19 protein-coding genes and 1 pseudogene are annotated in these 20,065 nt (G+C 71.6%); 11 read left to right on the forward strand and 9 right to left on the reverse strand.

All coding sequences use genetic code 11. The annotated features are described in order from the left end of the window. The first annotated feature begins 37 nt into the window (after positions 1-37). The 4 genes and pseudogenes from ftsH to ABT041_RS02100 all read left to right on the forward strand — a co-directional run. Positions 38-2,056: an ATP-dependent zinc metalloprotease FtsH gene (ftsH, locus tag ABT041_RS02085; protein ID WP_351177435.1), complete on the forward strand. Its 2,019-nt coding sequence runs from the start codon at positions 38-40 to the stop codon at positions 2,054-2,056. Positions 2,057-2,158: 102 nt separating this feature from the next. Then, the gene (gene folE, locus ABT041_RS02090; protein WP_351177438.1) at positions 2,159-2,764 is read left to right on the forward strand and encodes a GTP cyclohydrolase I FolE; all 606 of its coding nucleotides are present in this window, start codon (positions 2,159-2,161) and stop codon (positions 2,762-2,764) included. Positions 2,765-2,857: 93 nt separating this feature from the next. Further along, entirely contained in the window at positions 2,858-3,823 is a 966-nt protein-coding gene (locus ABT041_RS02095) for a hypothetical protein (protein WP_351177441.1), read from the forward strand. Positions 3,824-3,844: 21 nt separating this feature from the next. After that, positions 3,845-4,354 (forward strand): annotated as a pseudogene (locus ABT041_RS02100) (hypothetical protein); the annotation flags it as partial. 451 nt (positions 4,355-4,805) lie between these two features. Here the strand turns inward: ABT041_RS02100 and ABT041_RS02105 are convergent. The 6 genes from ABT041_RS02105 to ABT041_RS02130 all read right to left on the reverse strand — a co-directional run bounded on the left by ABT041_RS02105 (position 4,806) and on the right by ABT041_RS02130 (position 9,621). Then, positions 4,806-5,285 carry a DUF3180 domain-containing protein gene (locus ABT041_RS02105; RefSeq protein WP_351177443.1) on the reverse strand — a complete coding sequence of 160 codons (480 nt, stop codon included), beginning with the start codon at positions 5,283-5,285 and terminating at the stop codon, positions 4,806-4,808. A 49-nt stretch (positions 5,286-5,334) separates the two neighbouring features. After that, positions 5,335-5,934: a 2-amino-4-hydroxy-6-hydroxymethyldihydropteridine diphosphokinase gene (gene folK / locus ABT041_RS02110; protein ID WP_351177446.1), complete on the reverse strand. Its 600-nt coding sequence runs from the start codon at positions 5,932-5,934 to the stop codon at positions 5,335-5,337. After that, positions 5,931-6,290: a dihydroneopterin aldolase gene (folB, locus tag ABT041_RS02115; RefSeq protein ID WP_351177449.1), complete on the reverse strand. Its 360-nt coding sequence runs from the start codon at positions 6,288-6,290 to the stop codon at positions 5,931-5,933. Before folB ends, folK begins: the two co-directional genes overlap by 4 nt. Positions 6,291-6,411: 121 nt before the next feature. Then, entirely contained in the window at positions 6,412-6,831 is a 420-nt protein-coding gene (locus ABT041_RS02120; RefSeq protein ID WP_502976335.1) for a nuclear transport factor 2 family protein, read from the reverse strand. Positions 6,832-6,896: 65 nt separating this feature from the next. After that, the gene (folP, locus tag ABT041_RS02125) at positions 6,897-7,757 is read right to left on the reverse strand and encodes a dihydropteroate synthase (RefSeq protein WP_351177455.1); all 861 of its coding nucleotides are present in this window, start codon (positions 7,755-7,757) and stop codon (positions 6,897-6,899) included. 28 nt (positions 7,758-7,785) lie between these two features. After that, a complete protein-coding gene (locus tag ABT041_RS02130) occupies positions 7,786-9,621 on the reverse strand; it encodes a phosphatidylglycerol lysyltransferase domain-containing protein (protein WP_351177458.1) in 1,836 nt (611 codons plus the stop codon). Between the two features lie 165 nt (positions 9,622-9,786). Between ABT041_RS02130 and ABT041_RS02135 the strand changes: the two genes are divergently transcribed. Beyond that, positions 9,787-10,899, forward strand: coding sequence for an alpha/beta hydrolase (locus ABT041_RS02135; protein WP_351177461.1), 1,113 nt, complete (start codon positions 9,787-9,789; stop codon positions 10,897-10,899). Between the two features lie 18 nt (positions 10,900-10,917). Here ABT041_RS02135 and ABT041_RS02140 read toward each other — a convergent pair whose 3' ends face one another. Beyond that, entirely contained in the window at positions 10,918-11,925 is a 1,008-nt protein-coding gene (locus ABT041_RS02140; RefSeq protein WP_351177464.1) for an ABC transporter ATP-binding protein, read from the reverse strand. Between the two features lie 142 nt (positions 11,926-12,067). On the opposite strand from ABT041_RS02140, the gene ABT041_RS02145 reads away from it, so the two are divergent. The 4 genes from ABT041_RS02145 (at position 12,068) to ABT041_RS02160 (ending at position 15,580) form a co-directional block, all read left to right on the forward strand. Beyond that, positions 12,068-12,754: an ABC transporter permease gene (locus tag ABT041_RS02145; protein ID WP_351177467.1), complete on the forward strand. Its 687-nt coding sequence runs from the start codon at positions 12,068-12,070 to the stop codon at positions 12,752-12,754. 1 nt (position 12,755) lies between these two features. Next, positions 12,756-13,430, forward strand: coding sequence for an ABC transporter permease (locus tag ABT041_RS02150; RefSeq protein WP_351177469.1), 675 nt, complete (start codon positions 12,756-12,758; stop codon positions 13,428-13,430). A 16-nt stretch (positions 13,431-13,446) separates the two neighbouring features. Then, on the forward strand, positions 13,447-14,442 hold the full coding sequence (locus ABT041_RS02155) for an ABC transporter substrate-binding protein (RefSeq protein ID WP_351177472.1): 996 nt from the start codon (positions 13,447-13,449) through the stop codon (positions 14,440-14,442). A 130-nt stretch (positions 14,443-14,572) separates the two neighbouring features. Further along, positions 14,573-15,580, forward strand: coding sequence for a hypothetical protein (locus tag ABT041_RS02160; RefSeq protein ID WP_351177475.1), 1,008 nt, complete (start codon positions 14,573-14,575; stop codon positions 15,578-15,580). Positions 15,581-15,661: 81 nt separating this feature from the next. Here the strand turns inward: ABT041_RS02160 and ABT041_RS02165 are convergent, their stop codons facing one another. Next, on the reverse strand, positions 15,662-16,804 hold the full coding sequence (locus tag ABT041_RS02165) for an NADH-quinone oxidoreductase subunit D (RefSeq protein WP_351177478.1): 1,143 nt from the start codon (positions 16,802-16,804) through the stop codon (positions 15,662-15,664). A gap of 81 nt (positions 16,805-16,885) precedes the next feature. Continuing rightward, positions 16,886-17,902 carry an SAM-dependent methyltransferase gene (locus ABT041_RS02170; protein WP_351177481.1) on the reverse strand — a complete coding sequence of 339 codons (1,017 nt, stop codon included), beginning with the start codon at positions 17,900-17,902 and terminating at the stop codon, positions 16,886-16,888. Positions 17,903-17,999: 97 nt separating this feature from the next. Here ABT041_RS02170 and ABT041_RS02175 point away from each other — a divergent pair, with 97 nt between their 5' ends. Then, positions 18,000-19,202, forward strand: a complete 1,203-nt coding sequence (locus tag ABT041_RS02175) for a sensor histidine kinase (RefSeq protein ID WP_351177484.1) — start codon at positions 18,000-18,002, stop codon at positions 19,200-19,202. Positions 19,203-19,260: 58 nt separating this feature from the next. Then, positions 19,261-19,935 (forward strand): response regulator, encoded by a 675-nt coding sequence (locus tag ABT041_RS02180; RefSeq protein ID WP_351177488.1) that lies wholly within the window; start codon positions 19,261-19,263, stop codon positions 19,933-19,935. Positions 19,936-20,065: the final 130 nt, after the last annotated feature.

Here is a 20,065-nt window from a genome sequence, read left to right on the forward strand (position 1 = left end):
ACGGGCAGGAGGGACGGGGCGTACTCGCTCCGTATGGATGGACGTGAAGCGATACTTCCGTGGGCCGGTCATGTGGATCGTGCTGGCCGTCCTCGCCGTGGTCGTGCTGATGCAGGTCGTCGGCTCGTCCGAGGGCTACAAGACGGTGGACACCGGCCAGGTCGTCCAGGCGATCGACAAGAACCAGGTCAAGCAGGCAAAGCTCACCACCGGTGACGAGCAGATCATCAAGATCGAGCTCATCGACGGCCAGAAGATCGACAAGAGCAGCAAGGTCCAGGCCAGCTACATCGGCACCCAGGGCGCGGACCTCGCCGACAAGCTCCAGGACAAGTTCGAGGCCGGGCAGATCGAGAAGGGCTACACCGTCTCCCCGACGAAGCAGTCGCCCTTCGTCTCGATCCTGCTCTCGCTGCTCCCCTTCGTCCTCATCGTGGTCGTCTTCCTCTTCCTGATGAACCAGATGCAGGGCGGCGGTTCCCGCGTCATGCAGTTCGGCAAGTCCAAGGCGAAGCTCATCACCAAGGACACGCCGAAGACCACCTTCGCCGACGTCGCCGGCTCGGACGAGGCCGTCGAGGAACTCCACGAGATCAAGGAGTTCCTCCAGGAGCCCGCGAAGTTTCAGGCCGTCGGCGCCAAGATCCCCAAGGGCGTCCTGCTCTACGGCCCGCCCGGAACCGGCAAGACGCTCCTCGCGCGCGCCGTCGCCGGCGAGGCCGGCGTGCCGTTCTACTCGATCTCCGGCTCCGACTTCGTCGAGATGTTCGTCGGTGTCGGCGCCTCCCGGGTCCGCGACCTCTTCGAGCAGGCCAAGGCCAACGCTCCGGCGATCGTCTTCGTCGACGAGATCGACGCCGTCGGACGCCACCGCGGCGCCGGCCTCGGCGGCGGTCACGACGAGCGCGAGCAGACCCTCAACCAGCTCCTCGTCGAGATGGACGGCTTCGACGTGAAGGGCGGCGTCATCCTGATCGCCGCCACGAACCGCCCCGACATCCTCGACCCGGCGCTCCTGCGCCCCGGCCGCTTCGACCGGCAGATCGCCGTCGACCGACCGGACATGCAGGGCCGTCTGGAGATCCTCAAGGTCCACCAGAAGGGCAAGCCGGTCGCCCCGGACGTCGACCTCGGCGCCGTCGCCCGACGCACCCCCGGCTTCACCGGCGCGGACCTCTCCAACGTGCTCAACGAGGCGGCGCTCCTCACCGCCCGCAGCGACCAGAAGCTGATCGACAACAAGGCTCTGGACGAGGCGATCGACCGTGTGGTCGCGGGCCCGCAGAAGCGGACCCGGATCATGTCGGACAAGGAGAAGAAGATCACCGCGTACCACGAGGGCGGTCACGCCCTGGTCGCGGCGGCCTCGCCGAACTCGGACCCCGTCCACAAGATCACCATCCTGTCCCGCGGCCGTGCCCTGGGCTACACGATGGTCCTGCCGGACGAGGACAAGTACTCGACCACGCGCAACGAGATGCTCGACCAGCTGGCGTACATGCTGGGCGGCCGCGCGGCCGAGGAGCTCGTCTTCCACGACCCGACCACGGGCGCGGCGAACGACATCGAGAAGGCCACGGCCACGGCCCGCGCGATGGTCACGCAGTACGGCATGACGGAGCGGCTCGGCGCCATCAAGTTCGGCGGCGACAACACCGAGCCCTTCCTCGGCCGTGAGATGGCGCACCAGCGCGACTACTCGGAAGAGGTCGCGGCGCTGGTCGACGAAGAGGTCAAGAAGCTCATCGAGACCGCGCACAACGAGGCCTGGGAGATCCTGGTCGAGAACCGCGACGTCCTCGACAACCTGGTCCTCGCCCTCCTCGAGAAGGAGACGCTGGGCAAGGAGGAGATCGCCGAGATCTTCGCCCCCATCGTCAAGCGCCCGGCCCGCCCGGCCTGGACGGGCTCGGCCCGCCGCACCCCGTCCACGCGTCCGCCGGTCCTCTCCCCCAAGGAGCTGGCCCTGACGAACAGCGCGAACGGCTCGGCGACCCCGGCGGTGGACACCACCAAGGGCATCGACATCGCCCCGGTGGACGCCCCCGAGGACTGACCGCCCCGGGACCCCCGGAATGGAAGCCGCGCCCCCACAGGTTCTAGCCTGTGGGGGCGCGGCTCTTTCGCGCGCACACAGTCAGACGGAACGAGGCACAGGATGACCGACCCGGTGACGCTGGACGGCGAGGGCACGATCGGCGAGTTCGACGAGAAGCGCGCCGAGAACGCCGTACGGGAGCTCCTCATCGCGGTCGGTGAGGACCCGGACCGCGAGGGACTCAAGGAGACGCCGGCGCGGGTGGCGCGGGCGTACAAGGAGCTTTTCGCGGGGCTGTGGCAGAAGCCCGAGGAGGTCCTGACGACGACGTTCGACCTCGGACACGACGAGATGGTCCTGGTGAAGGACATCGAACTGATGGCCACCTGTGAGCATCATTTGCTGCCATTCCATGGCGTAGCCCACATTGGTTACATTCCGGCCGAAACGGGCAAGATTACCGGGCTGTCCAAGCTGGCCCGCCTTGTCGACGTCTTCTCCAGGCGCCCGCAGGTTCAGGAGCGTCTCACGACGCAGATCGCCGACTCGCTCATGGAGATCCTTGAGGCGCGCGGCGCGATCGTCGTCATCGAGGCCGAGCACATGTGCATGACGCTGCGCGGAGTGCGCAAGCCGGGCGCGAAGACGACGACCTCGGCAGTACGAGGTCAACTTCGTGACGCTACTACACGTGCTGAGGCTATGTCCCTGATATTGGCCCGCTAGTAGTGGACTGTCCGCCTTGCTCCCTAGCGTCCTTGATCAGTGGAGTTGATCGCTGATCAAGGGGGCGATATGGGGTACGGACCGACCAGCAAGATGCTGGTCAACCTGGTGGACGGCTGCGCGCAGGCCAAGAACGTGGTTCCGGGCAGCGTGATGTGGACGCTTGACGGCGACAGGACGGTGCAGACCACGGTCGTGGACGTGACGGCGGTGAAGGGGCGGCAGGCCGTCGATGTGGTCACGGACCACATGACCTTCACCGTCGGCCCGGATCTGCTGCTGCTCACGCCGGACGGGTGGAGGCGCGCGACGGACACGGCGGGGACGACGGTCGCCTGGACGCACGCGAAGAAGCTGTGTCGGGAGCGACTGACGATCCGGCCGGGGTTCGAGTTCGGCTACTTCGTGGGTGCCACGTGCGCCGACGGGACGGTCGGCAAGAATTACGTCTCGCTGATCGTCAACGAGGAGGACTTCGCCGCCCGGTACGCGACGGCGCTCACAGCCTGCACGGGTCTGCCTGCTTGCCTGGAGGCAGTGACACGTCCCTCCGGTTACCTGAAGCGGCAGCTGCCAGGTTTCCGCGTGCGGGTGGTCTCCTCGTACCTCGCCGACGCGGTGCGGCACTACGTTGGCGGCGACGCCCACCACATGCGGCAGGGATTTCCACGGGTGGTGTTGAGGGACATCGATACCTTCGAGGGGTTCCTCGACGGATATATCGACGGTGACGGCCATCGCAGCAAGCATTGGAACGGACGAGTGATCGCCAGCGCCAATGTCCCATTCCTCGTCGAGCTTGCTCAGGTCATCGGGGCCCGGTTCACTCCAAGGCCCCAGGGAGTCTCGCAGCTCTGCGTATCGGACCGCTGGGCCAGTCGCGGTACCTTCCACCCCGAACACCACCCCCTCGACCCACCCGAGTCCTCCTGGGTCCAAGTCCAAGAGGTCCGCCCCCGCCCCGCCCTCGGCACCAAGCCCTTCACGTTCTACAGCTACCGGCTCGCCCCGCACCCCACCTTCCTCGTGAACGGGCACCTTGCTCGCGAGGCCTGGTAAGCGGGGGCTACGTTGTCTCGGGTGAGCGAGCGAGGGCGGAGCTACCGGTACGTGGGGCCGGCCGATGTGCGTGCGGGCGTGCGGCCCGGCAGTGAGGGGTGCCGGATCGGCTCCGCGGTCGCCTTCGATTCCTGGGTCGCGGAGAGGCCGACAGCGGAGCTGGAGGAGCCGTTCACCTTCGTGGTCGGCACGGATGGTGTGCTGCGACTGGCGCCGCGTCGGAGCGAGCATGTGGCCTGCGCCGGGGGTGGACCGGTCAGGAGTGCCGGGGAGATCGCCTTCGTGCGTGAGGAGGGCGGCTGGGCGGTGGCGGAGGTCAGTAACCTCTCGACCGGGTACTGCCCGGATGCCGCCTCGTGGCCGGCGGTGGCCGAGGCCGTGAGCCGTGCGGGAGTGAGGCACCCGGGAGGGTTCACGTACGAGGCGGTGTTCCGCCGCTGTCCCCGCTGCCAGGAGCACAACCTCGTGCGTGAGGACTACTTCGTCTGTGCCTTTTGCGGAAGTGATCTGCCGGAGCACTGGAACATCGATGCCTCGGTGGGCGAGGCCGTGGGGCTGCTCGACGGCGAGCTGCGGGGGCTTGCCGGGCTGGATGCGGAGGGTGTCTGGGGTGCCTTTCTCCGCTTCGGCCGACGGCTCTTCGACGTACCGGACGTGCCCGATGCCGATGGTCTTCTGTTCCAGTACGGGATCTACGCCTTCGACGGTCCTGCGGCGTTCACGCTGGATCTCGTCCGGCAGTTCGCGGTCGTCGACGAGGGTGGCGACCATGACCACTACGTGCAGGTTCACTGTGAGCTTCGCTACGGCCCCACGCCCGCTCTGCGGGCCTTGGGGAGCTTCGGCTCGTGGTTCTTCCACGATTCCGGCGAAGAGCTCGACGAGTGGGGCCAGGCGCTGGGTGAGCGGGCGGTCTGGGCGGTGATCCGGTCGCTCGGGCCGGCCGAGGTCAGGGTGTACCAGGAGCGGGTGTAGTCGGCGCTCAGGCGGCAGGGGCCTGGTTCTTGTCGTCGTCCTCGGGGAGCTTGCAGACCCGCTCCAGGAAGAGGGCGGCGGCGACGACGGCGATGCCCGCCGCGACCGAGAAGGCCGCGTAGAGGGCCTGGTCGCGGCGGGCGGGGACGTCGAGGGAGCCGAGCAGGAAGACGCCCGTGCCGCCGTACATGCCGGCGACGAGGGCGGCGACCAGGGCGCTCGCCTGGCCGAAGACCACCGCGCGGGCCGCCATCAGGGGCTCGACGCCCTTGGCGCCGGGGCGGCGCTCGCGCTGGGCCTTGAGGCGGGCGCGGATCGAGAGGGCGGTCGCGGTGAGGACGACGGCGATCACGGCGAGCACGATGGGCGCGGCGATCGGCACGCTGGGGAGGGTGCCGACGGAGTCCCACAGCCGGGCTGCTCCCCAGGAGAGGACGCCGGCCACGAGGAACAGTCCGGTGAGCACCTTCAGCCGCAGTTGTTTCACCGGATGTCCTTCGTGTCGTGGCCGGGGCGGTCTGGCACGAGCGTAACGACTACTCCGGGAGACGGAGTTCCAGGTCGGCACGGGGAGTGACGCCTTCGCGGCCGAGGGCGGCGAGGAGGTCGGCTACGGGGCCGTGGCCGGGGAGCTGGGCGTCGGGGTCGACGTCGTGCCAGGGGGCGAGGACGAAGGCGCGCAGATGGGCGCGGGGGTGCGGGAGGGTGAGGACGGGGTCCTCGGAGATCACGTCCGCGTAGGCGACGATGTCGACGTCGATGGTGCGGGCGCCCCAGCGCTCCTCGCGGACGCGGTGGAAGGCCTCCTCGACGGCGTGGGCGCGCTCCAGGAGGGAGGAGGGCGGCAGCGTCGTCTTCACGAGGGCGACGGCGTTGAGGTACGAGGGCTGGCTGCCGGGCTCGACGCCCCAGGGGGCCGTCTCGTAGACGGGGGAGACGGCTTTGACGCGGAGGCCGGGCGTGTCGCCGAGGGCGTCGATCGCGCCCTGGAGGGTCTCCAGGCGGTTGCCGAGGTTGGCGCCGAGGGCGAGGACGGCCCAGCGGGGGTTGGAGAGGGTGGTGTCGGCGGCGTCGACGGTCGCGACGACGGAGGCCGGCACGGGCTGGACGGTGGGGTCGCTCTGCATCGGCTTCATCGTCGGCTCCGGGTGATCGTGATGGTCACGTCGTCGAAAGGCACGGTGATGGGCGCGTCCGGCTTGTGGACGACGACTTCCACTTCCTGTACCCCGGCGTGGCTGAGGCATTGCTGGGCGATGCGCTCGGCGAGGGTTTCGATGAGGTCGACGGGCTCGCCCTGGACGACGTCCACGACCTCTTCGGCGACGATGCCGTAGTGCACGGTCTTCGAGAGGTCGTCCTCGGCGGCGGCCGGGCGGGTGTCCAGGCCGAGGACCAGGTCCACGATGAAGGTCTGGCCCTCCTCGCGCTCCTTGGGGAAGACGCCGTGGTGGCCCCGGGCCTTGAGGCCGCGCAGCGCGACACGATCCACGCGAATCACTCCTGCTGTCGTAGTTCGGGTGGCCACGCAGCCGGGTGCGGACGGCCGGGTGTCCACTTCGAATCTACCTGCGGGGACCGACAGCGCTTGCCCTTGGGGGGCCGGGGGCGGGTCAGGCGGGCGGATTCGAAGCCTCGGGGCCGTCCTCCGGACCGGCCGTGTCGTCGGTCTCGCCGAGGACGGGGGAGGCGTGGTGGGACCAGATCCGCCAGCCCCGGGGTGTGCGGCGGAACACATTGGTGGCGACGACGAGCTGGCCGACGAGGGGGCCGAGCTCGGCGCCGTCCTCGGCGGGTCCGCCGCTGAGGATGTTCTCGGTGCAGGTGACGAGGGCGGTGTCGCCGGCGAGGGAGATCCGCAGGTCGGTGAGGAAGAACTGGATGTAGTCGGTGTTCGCCATGATCAGGGCGTACGAGCGGAGCACCTCGCCGCGGCCGGTGAGGACGGGCCAGCCGGGGTGGACGCAGGTGATGGGGGTCGCCCCGTCGTCGAGCCAGAGTCCGGAGAGGCTCTCGAAGTCGCCGGTCTCCATGGCCTCGTAGAAGGCGGTGTTGGCGGCTTCGACGGCTGCCTCGTCGGTGCCGCGGCCCGTGCGGCTCACGCCGCTCCCTCGACGGCCCTGGCGACGCGTACGGCATCGGCGGTGGCCCGTACCTCGTGGACGCGGACGGCCCACGCGCCCGTGTGGGCGGCGATGGCGGAGACGGCGGCGGTGGCGGCGTCGCGCTCGCGGGCGGGGGGCGGGGCGGCGCCCTCGCGGGTGAGGACGTGGCCGAGGAACCGCTTGCGGGAGGCGGCGACGAGGAGGGGGCGGCCGAGGGCGCGGAGTTCGGGGAGGTGGGCGACGAGGGCCAGGTCGTGGGGGGCGAGCTTGGCGAAGCCGAGGCCGGGGTCGATGACGATCCGCTCGGGGGCGATGCCGCCGTCGACGACGGCCTCCATGCGGGTGCGGAGTTCGGCGACGACCTCGCCGACGACGTCGTCGTACACGGCGAGGCTGTTCATGTTCTCGCTGAAGCCGCGCCAGTGCATGACGACGAAGGGGACTTCGGCGGCGGCGACGGCGGGGACCATGCCGGGGTCGGCGAGGCCGCCGCTGACGTCGTTGACGAGGACGGCGCCGGCTTCGACGGCGCGGGCGGCGACGGCGGCGCGCATGGTGTCGACGGAGACGGTGACGCCTTCGGCGGCGAGGCCGCGGACGACGGGGATCACGCGGCGGAGCTCTTCCTCCTCGTCGACGCGGGTGGCGCCGGGGCGGGTGGACTCGCCGCCGACGTCGACGAGGTCGGCGCCCTCGGCGACCAGGTCGAGGCCGTGTTTGACGGCGGCCGTGGTGTCGAACCAGCGGCCGCCGTCGGAGAAGGAGTCGGGGGTCACGTTGACCACGCCCATGACCGCGCAGCGGTCCCACTCCGGCAGGCCCCGGGCCGTGCCCCGGTCGATCGTCGCACTCATGTGTCAAGGGTAGGGCCCAGGGGCGATATCAGGCCGCGCGGACCTCTCGGTCGGTCGTCTGGGCGGGGACGATGTGGGCGCAGGGGCGGGGGGCCGGGGCGGGGCGCGTGCGGGTGAAGGGCCGGGGCAGGGAGAGGTTCACGAAGCCCTCGGCCTGCATGGCGGCGAAGCCGATGCGGGGGAGGTCGCGGCTCTTGCGGTAGACGACGAAGCGGGGTTCCCAGCGTGGCCGGAACTTGGCGTTGAACTTGTAGAGCGACTCGATCTGGAACCAGCGGGAGAGGAAGACGAGGAGGCCGCGCCAGACGCGCAGGACGGGGCCGGCGCCGATCTTCTCGCCGCGGGCGAGGGCGGCGCGGAACATGGCGAAGTTGAGGGACACGCGCGCGATGCCGAGCTCGGGGGAGGCCTGGAGGGCGGCGACGATGAGGAGCTCGTTCATGCCGGGGTCGGCGGAGCGGTCGCGGCGCATGAGTTCGAGGGACATGCCGTCGGGGCCCCAGGGCACGAAGTGGATGATCGCCTTGAGGTCGCCGTAGGGCGAGGTGTCGTCGTCCTTGTGGGCGGTCGCTATGACGGCGTCGCCGTCGCCGGGGGCGCCGATGCGGCCGAGTGCCATGGAGAAGCCGCGTTCGGTGTCGGTGCCGCGCCAGTCGGCGGCTGCGCGGCGGACGCGTTCGAGTTCCTCGTCGTCGAGGTCACGGACCCGGCGGACCTGGGTGGTGTAACCGTTGCGCTCGATGCGTTTGACCATCTGGCGGACGTTGCGCATGGCCCGGCCGGACAGGGAGAAATCCGCGACGTCGACCACCGCCTCGTCGCCGAGTTCGAGGGCGTCGAGGCCGGTCTCGCGGGTCCAGACCTGGCCGCCGGTCTCGGAGCAGCCCATGACGGCGGGGGTCCAGGAGTGGGCCTTGGCCTCGTCCATGAAGCGTTCGATGGCGCCGGGCCAGGCCTCGACGTCGCCGATGGGGTCGCCGCTGGCGAGCATGACGCCGGAGACGACGCGGTAGCAGACGGCGGCCTTGCCGCTGGGCGAGAAGACGACGCCCTTGTCGCGGCGGAGCGCGAAGTGGCCGAGGGAGTCGCGTCCGCCGTGCTGGTCGAGCAGGGCGCGGAGCCGGGTCTCGTCGTCGTCGGTGAGCCGGGCGGCGGGGTGTTCGGGGCGGAAGGCCAGGTAGATGGTGGTGAGGGCGGTGAGCATGCCGAGGGCGCCGAGGGAGTAGCCGACGGTCCAGTCGACGCCCTTGGTGTAGGCGACGGGGCCTTCGACGCCGAGGAGTCCGTACAGGACGTGTTCGAGGCGGTCGGCGAGGCTGGGGCTGCCGACGACCCGGCGGGGGTGGGCGCTGACGATGACGAGGCCGAGGGCGATGGATCCGGCGCCCATGACGACGAAGTTGGCGAGGGCCCGCCAGCGGCTGCGGGGGTCGGGGAGGGCCGCGAACTCACCCCGGTGGCGTACGAGGAGGGCGAGGAGTACGAGGGAGAGCAGGGCGCCGAGGACGGAGTGGCGCCAGACGAACTGGGCGGCGGCGCCGAGGGGGAGGAGCACGACGGCGGCGCGCCAGGCGCGGCGCTTGTTCCGCTTCAGGCCGTGGGCGAGGAGCAGGAGCAGGACGCCGGCGCTCAGGGAGAGGGCGGCGGAGAGGGGCCCGAGGGTGCCGGGCAGGACTTCGGCGACCGCGTGCATGCGGCTGGCGCGGAACCGGGGGAAGACCCCGGCGGCGATGTCGATGAGGCCGATGAGGGTGCAGGCCGTGCCGACGAGGGCCGGGACCTTCTCGGGACGGGGGCCGCGGAGAATCCGCCGCACCCGAACCGGAACCAATCCCGATTTGTCCCCATCTACCGTGACAGACATGGCTTCCCGTACTTCCCGTGGTCCTGCGCAGGGTCTATGACTCCGGTCGGGCCCTGCGGCGCGTTCGGCGGGCCGTTCCGGCTGGTGCGCCTTCTAGGACGGAGGCGCACGGGGTCGGGTTCATTCGTGCACAGGAAAATCTCGGAAAGAAGGCTCGGTCGTCTCATGGGTCTCACCAGCGACAAAGTCCTCGTGTCGGCCGTGGTGCTGGCCGTGGTGCTGTTCCTGGCCACGGTCTGGCTGTGGCCGCGGCTCTCGCGGCGCGGCTGGCGGCCGGTCGCGGGCCGGGTGGGCCTGCTGCTCGTGACGCAGCTGGCTCTGTTCGCGGCGGTGGGCCTGGGGGCGAACCGTTCCTTCCTCTTCTACGGCTCGTGGGCCGACCTGTTCGGGCAGGAGCAGCAGCTGGGGGTGGTCGTCGACCACGCGGCCGGCTCGAAGGACGTACGGGTGGTGGGGACGCAGGCGCTCGACGTGCCGGGCGGCAGCCGTCCCTCGGTCGGCGGACAGGTGCAGAAGGTCGTGGTGGAGGGCCGGCGGTCGGGGATCGTCTCGCCGGCCTATGTGTACCTGCCGCCGGAGTACTTCCAGGCGCGGTACGCGAAGCGGACGTTCCCCGCGACGGTGGTGCTGACCGGGTATCCGGGGACGGCGGAGAACCTGATCAAGGCGCTCGACTATCCGAGGAAGGCGTACGCCCAGGCGAAGGCGGGGCGGATGCAGCCGATGATCCTGGTGATGCTGCGTCCGACGGTGGCGCCGCCGCGGGACACCGAGTGCGTGGACATCCCGGGCGGCCCGCAGACGGAGACGTTCTTCGCGGAGGACCTGCCGAAGGCGGTCTCGGGGATGTACCGGGTGGGGACGAAGGCGCGGAACTGGGGGTTCATCGGGAACTCGACGGGCGGCTACTGCGCGCTGAAGATCGCCCTCCACCACCCGGACCGGTACGCGGCGGGGGCGGGCCTCTCCGCGTACTACAAGGCGGCCGAGGACGTCACGACCGGCGATCTGTTCCACGGGGACACCGCGCTGCGCCGGCGCGGCGACCTGCTGTGGAGCCTGGACCACGGGCAGTTGGGCAGCACGTCCTTCCTGGTGACGACGTCGAAGAAGGGCGAGGGCAACCTGAAGAGCACGCGGGAGTTCATCCGGAAGGTGAAGAGCCCGGCGCAGGTGTCGTCGATCGTCCTGGACAGCGGCGGCCACAACTTCAACACCTGGAACCGGGAGATCCCGCCGGCCCTGGTCTGGATGGGCGAGAGGCTCAGCGCGAACTAGTCCTCCGGGAGGGACGGACTAGCCCTCCACGGGACCCTTCCCGTCCGCCGAGGCGCGGCGCAGGGCGCGGTGGACGCCGGCGGGGGTGAGGACGCCGAGCGGACGGCCGTCCTCGCCGGTGACGGTGAGGCGGCCGGTGTCGTGCTGGAGGAGCTCGGCGAGGGCGTCCTTGAGGGAGGTCCCGAGCGGCACCTGGGCGTCGCCCTGGTATCTCTCGGGGCCCCCGGCGTACCCCTCGGCGCTTTCTGTCCAGGAGTCGAGGTCCGCCTCGGTGACGGGGGTGACCGCGAGCCGCTTGAGGCCGCGGTCGCTGCCGACGAAGTCGGCGACGTACGGGGTGGCGGGGGAGCCGAGGACGGTGGCGGGCGTGTCGAACTGTTCGATGCGCCCGTGTCCGTAGACGGCCATGCGGTCGCCCATGCGGACGGCCTCCTCGATGTCGTGGGTGACGAGGAGGACCGTCTTGCGGACGCTCGCCTGGAGCGCGAGGAACTCGTTCTGGAGGCGCTCGCGGACGACCGGGTCGACGGCGCCGAAGGGCTCGTCCATGAGGAGGACGGGCGGGTCGGCGGCGAGGGCGCGCGCGACGCCCACCCGCTGGCGCTGGCCGCCGGAGAGCTGCGCGGGGTAGCGGGAGCCGTACACGGCCGGGTCGAGACCGACGAGGTCGAGGAGTTCGGCGGCACGCGCGCGTGCGGCGGCCTTCTTCCAGCCGAGGAGCGCGGGCACGGTCGCGGTGTTGTCGAGGACCGTGCGGTGGGGGAAGAGCCCGACCTGCTGGATGACGTAGCCGATCTTGCGGCGCAGGGCGACCGGGTCGACGCCGGCGATGTCCTTGCCGTCGACGAGGACGCGGCCGGAGGTCGGCTCGACGAGCCGGTTCACCATCATCATCGTGGTCGTCTTGCCGCAGCCCGACGGCCCGACCAGGGTGACGAGTTCGCCCTCGGCGACCTCGAAGGAGAGGTCGTCGACCGCCGTCGTTCCGTCGTCGTACCGCTTGGTCACGTGCTCGAACCGGATCATGGTTCCCCATTCTGTCCCCTGGGCGCCGGGGGTGTGTGAAGGGCGTGTTGCCGCATTGTGGCGGGTCTCGGGGATTGTCGGTGGCGGGGGTTAGGGTCGTCACACAAGCGTTCGGGAGGGCGACGAGCCGGGGGGAGGGACGATGGGCGCGCCGAACTGTCTGGTCACGAACGACTGGATCTGCGGTGAGTATCTGCGCACGCGCGGCGAGGAGTTGACGGACGCGCTGCTCCAGCATGTGGGAATCACGGTCGTGTCCGTGCTGATCGCGCTCGCCGTCGCCGTGCCCCTCGCGCTGCTCGTCCGCGCCCGCCCCCGGTTCGCGGGACCGGTCCTCGGGCTGACCACCCTGCTCTACACGGTGCCGTCGCTCGCGATGTTCTCGCTGCTGCTGCCCTTCTTCGGGCTCTCGGCGGCGCTCGTCGTGACCGGCCTCGTGCTCTACGCGCTGACGATCCTCGTGCGCAACACCCTGGCGGGGCTCGCCGCCGTGCCGGCCGAGACGCGGGAGGCCGCCCGGGGCATGGGGTACGGCTCGCTGCGGCTGCTCTGGCAGGTCGAACTCCCGCTGGCGCTGCCGGTGCTGATGGCCGGCGTGCGGATGGCGACGGTCTCCACGATCGCCCTGACGACGGTCGGCTCGGTCGTCGGCCGCGGAGGCCTGGGCAACCTCATCGAGGACGCGCTGCCGACCTTCTTCAAGGCGCAGATGCTCGCCGCCTCGGTCCTCTGCGTCCTGCTCGCCGTCACCGCCGACCTGCTGCTCCTGGGCCTCCAGCGGCTGCTGACGCCGTGGACCCGGATACGGACCGCGCCGGGGGGTGGGTGAGATGGGCATCGTGACGGACGCCTGGGGCTGGCTCACCACCGGCGGGCACTGGACGGGAGAGGACGGCATCGGGCAGCGGCTCGCCGAGCACGTGTACGTGAGCGGGGCCGCGCTCCTGATCGCCGCGGCCCTCGCGCTGCCGCTGGGTCTCTGGCTCGGCCACCTCGGCCGGGGCGGGGCGCTCGCGGTGAACGTGTCGAACGTGGGGCGGGCGATCCCCGTCTTCGCGGTGCTGGCCCTGTTCATGGTGTCGCCCCTGCGGAACGCCGGCTACGTGCCGACCGTGGTGGCCCTGGTGCTCTTCGCGATACCCCCGCTCCTCACCAACGCGTACGTGGGCGTGCGGGAGGTCGACCGGGCCGCGGTGCGGGCCGCGCGGGGCATGGGGATGACGGGCGGTCAGCTCTTTCTCCGGGTCGAACTCCCGCTGGCCCGGCCCGTGGTGATGACGGGGGTCCGCTCGGCCGCCGTGCAGGTCGTCGCCACCGCGACGGTCGCCGCGATGGTCGGACAGGGCGGCCTCGGCCGGATCATCACGGCCGGCTTCGCCACGTACGACACCGCGCAGGTCGTCGCGGGCGCCGTGCTCGTGGCGCTGCTCGCCCTCCTGGTGGAGGGCGTCCTGGTGGCCGCGGACCGCCTGCTCGACCGCCGCGGACGACTTGTTGAACGCTGATGGAACGCTGACTGGGATGGGTGATCTGGTGAACAGGGTCTCGCGTATCGCGGGCGCGCTGCTGGGTACGGCGGCGCTGACCGCCGCCCTCGCGGCGTGCGGCGGTGACAGCCTGGAGGAAGGCAAGAAGAAGGACTCCGGGAGCTCCGGCGGCTCCGGCGGGGACAAGGGCTCGCTGGTGGTCGGCGCGGCCGCCTTCACGGAGTCCAAGGTCCTCGCCGAGCTGTACGCGCAGTCGCTGCGGGCCGCCGGATACTCGGTGTCCATCACCACCGTGAAGAATCGCGAGCTGTACGAACCCTCCCTCGAGAAGGGCGAGATCGACGTCGTCCCGGAATACGCGGCGACGATCGCGGAATTCCTCAACGCGAAGGTGAACGGGCCGAAGGCGCCCGAGGACAAGCCGGTCGCCTCGGGCGACGCGACGGCCACCGTCGACGCGCTGCGGAAGCTCGCCGAACCGCGCGGTCTGAAGGTGCTCGCGGCCGGAGAGGCCGTCGATCAGAACGCCTTCGCGGTGACGGAGGAATTCGCCGGGAAGAACAAGCTGACGAGCCTTTCCGATCTCGGCCGCGCGAAGCTGAAGGTGAAGATCGCCGCCGGTGACGAATGCGCGGTGCGTCCCTTCTGCGCACCCGGCCTGAAGAAGACCTACGGGATCGACGTGGCCGGGATCGACCCCAAGGGCGTCGGTACGCCGCAGGCCAAGCAGGCGGTCAAGGACGGTGTCGACCAGCTGGTCCTGACGACCACCACGGACGCCACGATCGACACGTACGGCCTCGTCTTCCTCACCGATGACAAGCACCTGCAGAACGCGGACAACGTGGTGCCCGTGGTCAACGCCAAGGACGCCGGTTCTCCGGAGATAGCCGCCGCCCTGGACAAGATCACCAAGGTGCTGACCACAGCGGATCTCGCCGAACTGAACCGCAAGGTGGACGCCGAGCGGGCGAAGCCCGAGGACGTCGCCAAGGAGTATCTGGAGACGAAGGGGCTGCTCAAGAAGTAGGGGGTGGGGGAGGGCAGTCGGCCCGAAACGGAACCGGAACCATCGATATCCACTTCTGATGGCGAGAAGTGGCCAAGAGATTGCCGGGCCGACGCCCCACATGGCGCCTACGCACGGTAAATTTCAGGCCATGCCACGTGGACGCCACCGCCATTCCCCGCCTCTGCACAAGCTGCTGCCGCCCTCCGCGGTCGCCGGCGCCGCGGTCGTGTGCGCCGCGGCCGCCTGGCTCCCCGGCGACCCGGTGATCGCGCGGCTGCTCGCGGCCGCGGCGGCGGCCGCCGCCGTCACCGGTGCCGTCCTCATGCGCAGTTGGGACCGGAGCGCCGGACTCAAGGTCGCCGAGCTCGACCGGGCGCGCGCCGCCGAGGTATGGAAGGCCGAGGAGCGGACCGCCGAGCTGGAGGCCGACCTGGAGGAGTCCCGCGCGCTCCGCGCCCGGCTCGACGCCAAACTCCGCGCCAAGCGCGTGGAGCTGGCCGGGCTGCGCGGCGAGCACGCCGACCTCCTCCGCCGGTACGCCACCGCCGAGACCGAGCGGGCCAGCGCCCTGGAGGGCCGCCGCGTCCTCGCCCTGGAGGCCGGGGCCGCCACGGCCACGGACGCCAAGGCGCTGCCGGCCGCGGGCTCCACGCCCACGCCCGAGGCCTACCGCCGCGCCGCCCAGGCGCTGCGCGACCTCCCGCGCAACGCCGCGGCCCAGCAGGCCCGCCGCACGGCCGAGGCGGCCCGCGCCCGCGACCTCGCCGAGCGCGCCCGGGAGACGGAGGAGCCGCAGGGGAAGCACGCGGCGGCCGCCGGGACCGAGCAGCACACCCGTACGGCCGCCACCGCTCCCGCGCTCCCGCCCGCCGCCACCGCCCCCGCCCTGCCGGCGGTGCCGGTCGCGGCAGCGATCGTGCCGTACGCGGCGCGCAGGCCCGTGCCCCGGCCCGAGGGCGGCTTCGACTTCTTCGGTACGCAGAAGGCGGCGGCGGTCATCGAGGCGGTGCAGAACTCCGACCTCGCGGACGTCGTGACGGAGGAGGTCCTGGGCTCGGCGACGCCGCGGGCGATCGGGCAGGTCATCGACCTGACGGCCCACGACGAAACGGAACAACTGGACGTAGCGGAACTCCGAGGCGCGGTCAGCTCCTGACGTCGTTGTGGGCGTGCGTCCCTCCCCCGGACTTCGTCCGGGAGGTGCCCCCAGGGCGGAACGCCTGCCCACAACGGGGCCCTACTTGTCGATGTCGCCCACGACGAAGAACAGCGACCCCAGGATCGCCACCATGTCCGCGACCAGCGTCCCCGGCAGCAGTTCCACCAGCGCCTGGATGTTGTTGAACGACGCCGACCGCAGCTTCAGCCGGTACGGGGTCTTCTCGCCCTTGGACACCAGGTAGTAGCCGTTCACCCCGAGCGGGTTCTCGGTCCACGCGTACGTGTGCCCCTCCGGCGCCTTGAGCACCTTCGGCAGCCGCTGGTTGATCGGCCCCGGCGGCAGCTCCGCCATCCGGTCCAGGCAGGCGTCCGCCAGGTCCAGGGAGTTGTGCGTCTGGTCGAGCAGGCACTCGAACCGCGCGAGACAGTCGCCCTCCTGCCGGACTGCGACCTTCAGCGTGTCCTGGAGCTCCCCGTACGCGAGGTACGGCTCGTCGCGGCGCAGGTCGAAGTCGACCCCCGAGGCACGGGCGATGGGCCCGGACACCCCGTACGCGTGGACGGTCTCCTGCCGCAGGACGCCGACCCCGCGCGTACGGCCCCGGAAGATCTCGTTGCCGAGGACCAGCCGGTCGTACACGTCCATCCGCGACCGCACGTCCGCGACGGCCTGCCGCGCCCGCCCCAGCCAGCCGGCGGGCAGGTCCTCCTTGAGGCCGCCGACGCGGTTGAACATGTAGTGCATCCGGCCGCCGGAGACCTCCTCCATCACCGCCTGGAGCTCCTCGCGCTCCCGGAAGGCGTGGAAGACGGGCGTGATCCCGCCCAGTTCGAGCGGGTACGAGCCGAGGAACATCAGGTGGTTGAGGACCCGGTTCAGCTCGGCGAGGAGCGTCCGCGTCCACACGGCCCGCTCCGGGACCTCCATGCCGAGCATCCGCTCGACGGCCATGACGACGCCGAGCTCGTTGGAGAAGGCGGACAGCCAGTCGTGGCGGTTGGCCAGCATGATGATCTGCCGGTAGTCCCGCGCCTCGAAGAGCTTCTCGGCGCCACGGTGCATGTAGCCGATCACCGGCTCGGCGTGCCGGACGACCTCGCCGTCGAGCACGAGCCGGAGCCGGAGCACGCCGTGGGTCGAGGGATGCTGCGGGCCGATGTTCAGCACCATGTCGGTGCTCTCCGCCGCGCCGCCGATTCCGACCGTCGTCTCCGTCATGCGGCCAGTATCCCCTGCCGCTCCGGCCTCCCGGGCCCCCGCCCGAAGGACGGACCCGGGCCGGATCCGCGACCGCCTCCGTCAGCCTCCGGCGCCCGCCGGGACCCGCTGGATCAGCCACAGGAAGTCGCCGAGCCCGCCCCGCGCCGTGAGCTCGGCCGCCTCGCCCGCGGAGGCGAGCGCGCGGACGTACCCGGCGGGGTCGGTCGACGCGAGCGCGAGCGGCGGCCGCTCCCCGGACACCCCGAGCCGCCGCAGGGCCTCCCGCTGCGTGACCAGCTCGGCGACGGGCAGCCCGGCAGCGGCCCCGTCCCCGCCCGCGCCCCCCGCCGAAAGGCGCCCGCAGGCGTCCAGCGCCACATGGGACGTCACGTCACAGCTCCCGTCCGGGACCGGCGGGACCTCGCGGCCGGCGCGGAAGCCGGTCAGGGACCCGAAGGGCGGCCGGGAGGCCCGTACGTGCGCGTAGTCCACGGCCACCGCGCGGCCCCCGGCCAGCGAGGCGACCGCCGCCGCCCAGGCCTCGTCGCGGGGCCGCCCGATCTCCGCCCGCGCGCCCGGCTCGCGCAGCGGCCACCAGCGGGCCAGCCAGTCGGCGTCCGGGCCGGTGACGGGGGCGCCGAGCCGTTCGGTGCCGTCCGGGGCGACCTCCACGTACCGGACGGTGCCCGCCGCGTCCGCCTCGGCGACGTCCACCGGCACGTTGTCGAGCCACTCGTTCGCGAAGAGCAGCCCCCGGACGCCCTCCGGCACCTTGTCCGTCCACTCCACCCGTGGGTCGAGCCCGTCCGGGCGGGCCGCGCGCTCGACCGCGTACGCCCGTACCGAGAGCGAGGACCCGACGGCCGCGAGCACCGCCGTCAGGAGCTCGCCGCGCCCCGCGCCCACGTCCACCAGGTCGACCTCGGCCGTCCCCAGCTCCTCCGCGACCTCGGCGAGCAGCCGGGCCACGGCCGCCGCGAAGAGCGGGGAGGCGTGCACCGAGGTGCGGAAGTGCCCCGCCGGGCCCTCGGGGCGCAGATAGAAGCCCCCGGGGCCGTACAGCGCCCGCTCCGTGGCCTCCCGCCACCCCTGCCACTGACACGTCTCATCCGTCACGTGCCCCAGTCTCCACCTCGGGGAGTACGGGTCCCGCGCCCAGGATCGACCCCACGGTTGATCCCCGCACCTGTCTCTCTTCCCTACTCTGGGTGACGTGCAGCGCCTTTACGACTTCATTCGCAGACACCCGACGGGCGTCGACACCTTCTGGGCCGTCGTCCTCCTCGGGTTCTCCCTGCTGTGGGTGGTGTCAGCGGGCACGGTGAGCGGCAGCCCCCTCGGGTACGTCCTCGTGGCCCTGCTCTTCTCCCTGGTCGTGGCCCTGCGGCGACGGGCGCCGGAGAAGATGCTGCTGCTCGCGGTCGCGCTGGGGGTGGCCCAGCTCGCCCTCGGCCTGGTGCCGTTCATGGCCGACTTCGCCATGCTCGTGATCATCTTCACGGTCGCGGCGCACGACGGCCCCCGCTGGGCGTCCCGGCTCGCGCTCATCGGCGGACTCACCGCCTCCACGCTCTCCCAGCTCAGATGGCCCCTGGAGGGCTCGGAGTCCGGCGCCGCCAAGTTCTTCTTCACGGTCATCATGACCGTGCCGTTCGCCCTCGCCTGGGTCCTGGGCGACTCGCTCCGCACCCGCCGCGCCTACTTCGCGCAGCTGGAGGAGCGGGCCTCCCGCCTGGAGCAGGAGCGCGAGGCCCAGGCGAAGGTGGCGGTCGCCGCTGAGCGCGCCCGGATCGCCCGCGAGCTGCACGACGTCGTCGCGCACAACGTGTCGGTGATGGTGGTCCAGGCCGACGGCGCCGCCTATGTCATGGACTCCTCCCCGGAGACCGCCAAGCAGGCCCTGGAGACGATCTCCAGCACGGGCCGGCAGGCGCTGGCCGAGATGCGCAGACTCCTCGGGATCCTGCGCACCGGCGAGCACCAGGAGGCCGGGGAGTACGTGCCGCAGCCCGACGTCCAGCAGATCGAGGACCTCGTCGAGCAGGTGCGGGGCGCCGGCCTCACCGTCGACTTCGCGATCGAGGGGAGCCCGCGCCCGCTGCCCAGCGGCGTCGAGCTCACCGCGTACCGGATCGTGCAGGAGGCGCTCACGAACACCCGCAAGCACGGCGGTCCCGACGTCGGCGCCAGCGTGCGGCTCGTCTACTTCGACGACGGTCTCGGTCTGCTCGTCGAGGACGACGGCCGGGGCGCTCCGCAGGAGATGTACGAGGACGGGGGCGCCGACGGGCGGGGCCACGGTCTGATCGGCATGCGGGAGCGGGTCGGCATGGTGGGCGGCACCCTGGACGCGGGGCCGCGTCCGGGCGGCGGTTTCCGGATCAGCGCCCTGCTCCCCCTCAAGCCCGCCCACTGACGACCCCGCCCGCTCCCCGACGACCCCGCTCCCCGACGACCCCTAAGGAACTGACCTGATGTCCATCCGCGTGATGCTCGTCGACGACCAGGTGCTGCTGCGGACCGGTTTCCGCATGGTGCTCGCCGCCCAGCCGGACATGGAGGTCGTGGCGGAGGCGGGCGACGGGGTCGAGGCCCTGGAGGTGCTGCGTTCCACCGCGGTCGACGTCGTCCTGATGGACGTGCGCATGCCGAAGCTGGACGGGGTGGAGACGACCCGGCGGATCTGTGCGGAGCCGGGCGCCCCGAAGGTGCTGATCCTGACCACCTTCGACCTCGACGAGTACGCGTTCTCGGGTCTCAAGGCGGGCGCGAGCGGCTTCATGCTGAAGGACGTGCCGCCGGCGGAGCTGCTCGGCGCGATCCGCTCGGTGCACAGCGGTGACGCGGTGGTGGCGCCGTCGACCACGCGCCGGCTCCTGGACCGCTTCTCGCCGATGCTGCCGTCCTCGGGCAAGGAGCCGGAGCACAAGGAGCTGGGGCGGCTGACGGAGCGGGAGCGCGAGGTGATGATGCTGGTCGCGCAGGGCCTGTCGAACGGCGAGATCGCCGCCCGGCTCGTCCTCTCCGAGGCGACGGTGAAGACGCACGTGGGCCGCATCCTGACCAAGCTGGGCCTGCGCGACCGGGTCCAGGTCGTGGTCCTGGCGTACGAGACGGGCCTGGTCCGCGCGGGCGGCGGCGCGCTGTAGCGGTCCCCGGCCCGGGGGCGGCGGCGCGCTGTGGCGGTCCCCGGCCCGGGGGCGGCGGCGCGCTGTGGCGGTCCCCGGCCCGGGGGCGGCGGCGCGCTGTGGCGGTCCCCGGCCCGGGGGCGGCGGCGCG

Origin of the sequence: Streptomyces sp. NPDC002825 (genome assembly GCF_040295385.1) — a bacterium.
Classification (GTDB): Bacteria; Actinomycetota; Actinomycetes; order Streptomycetales; family Streptomycetaceae; genus Streptomyces.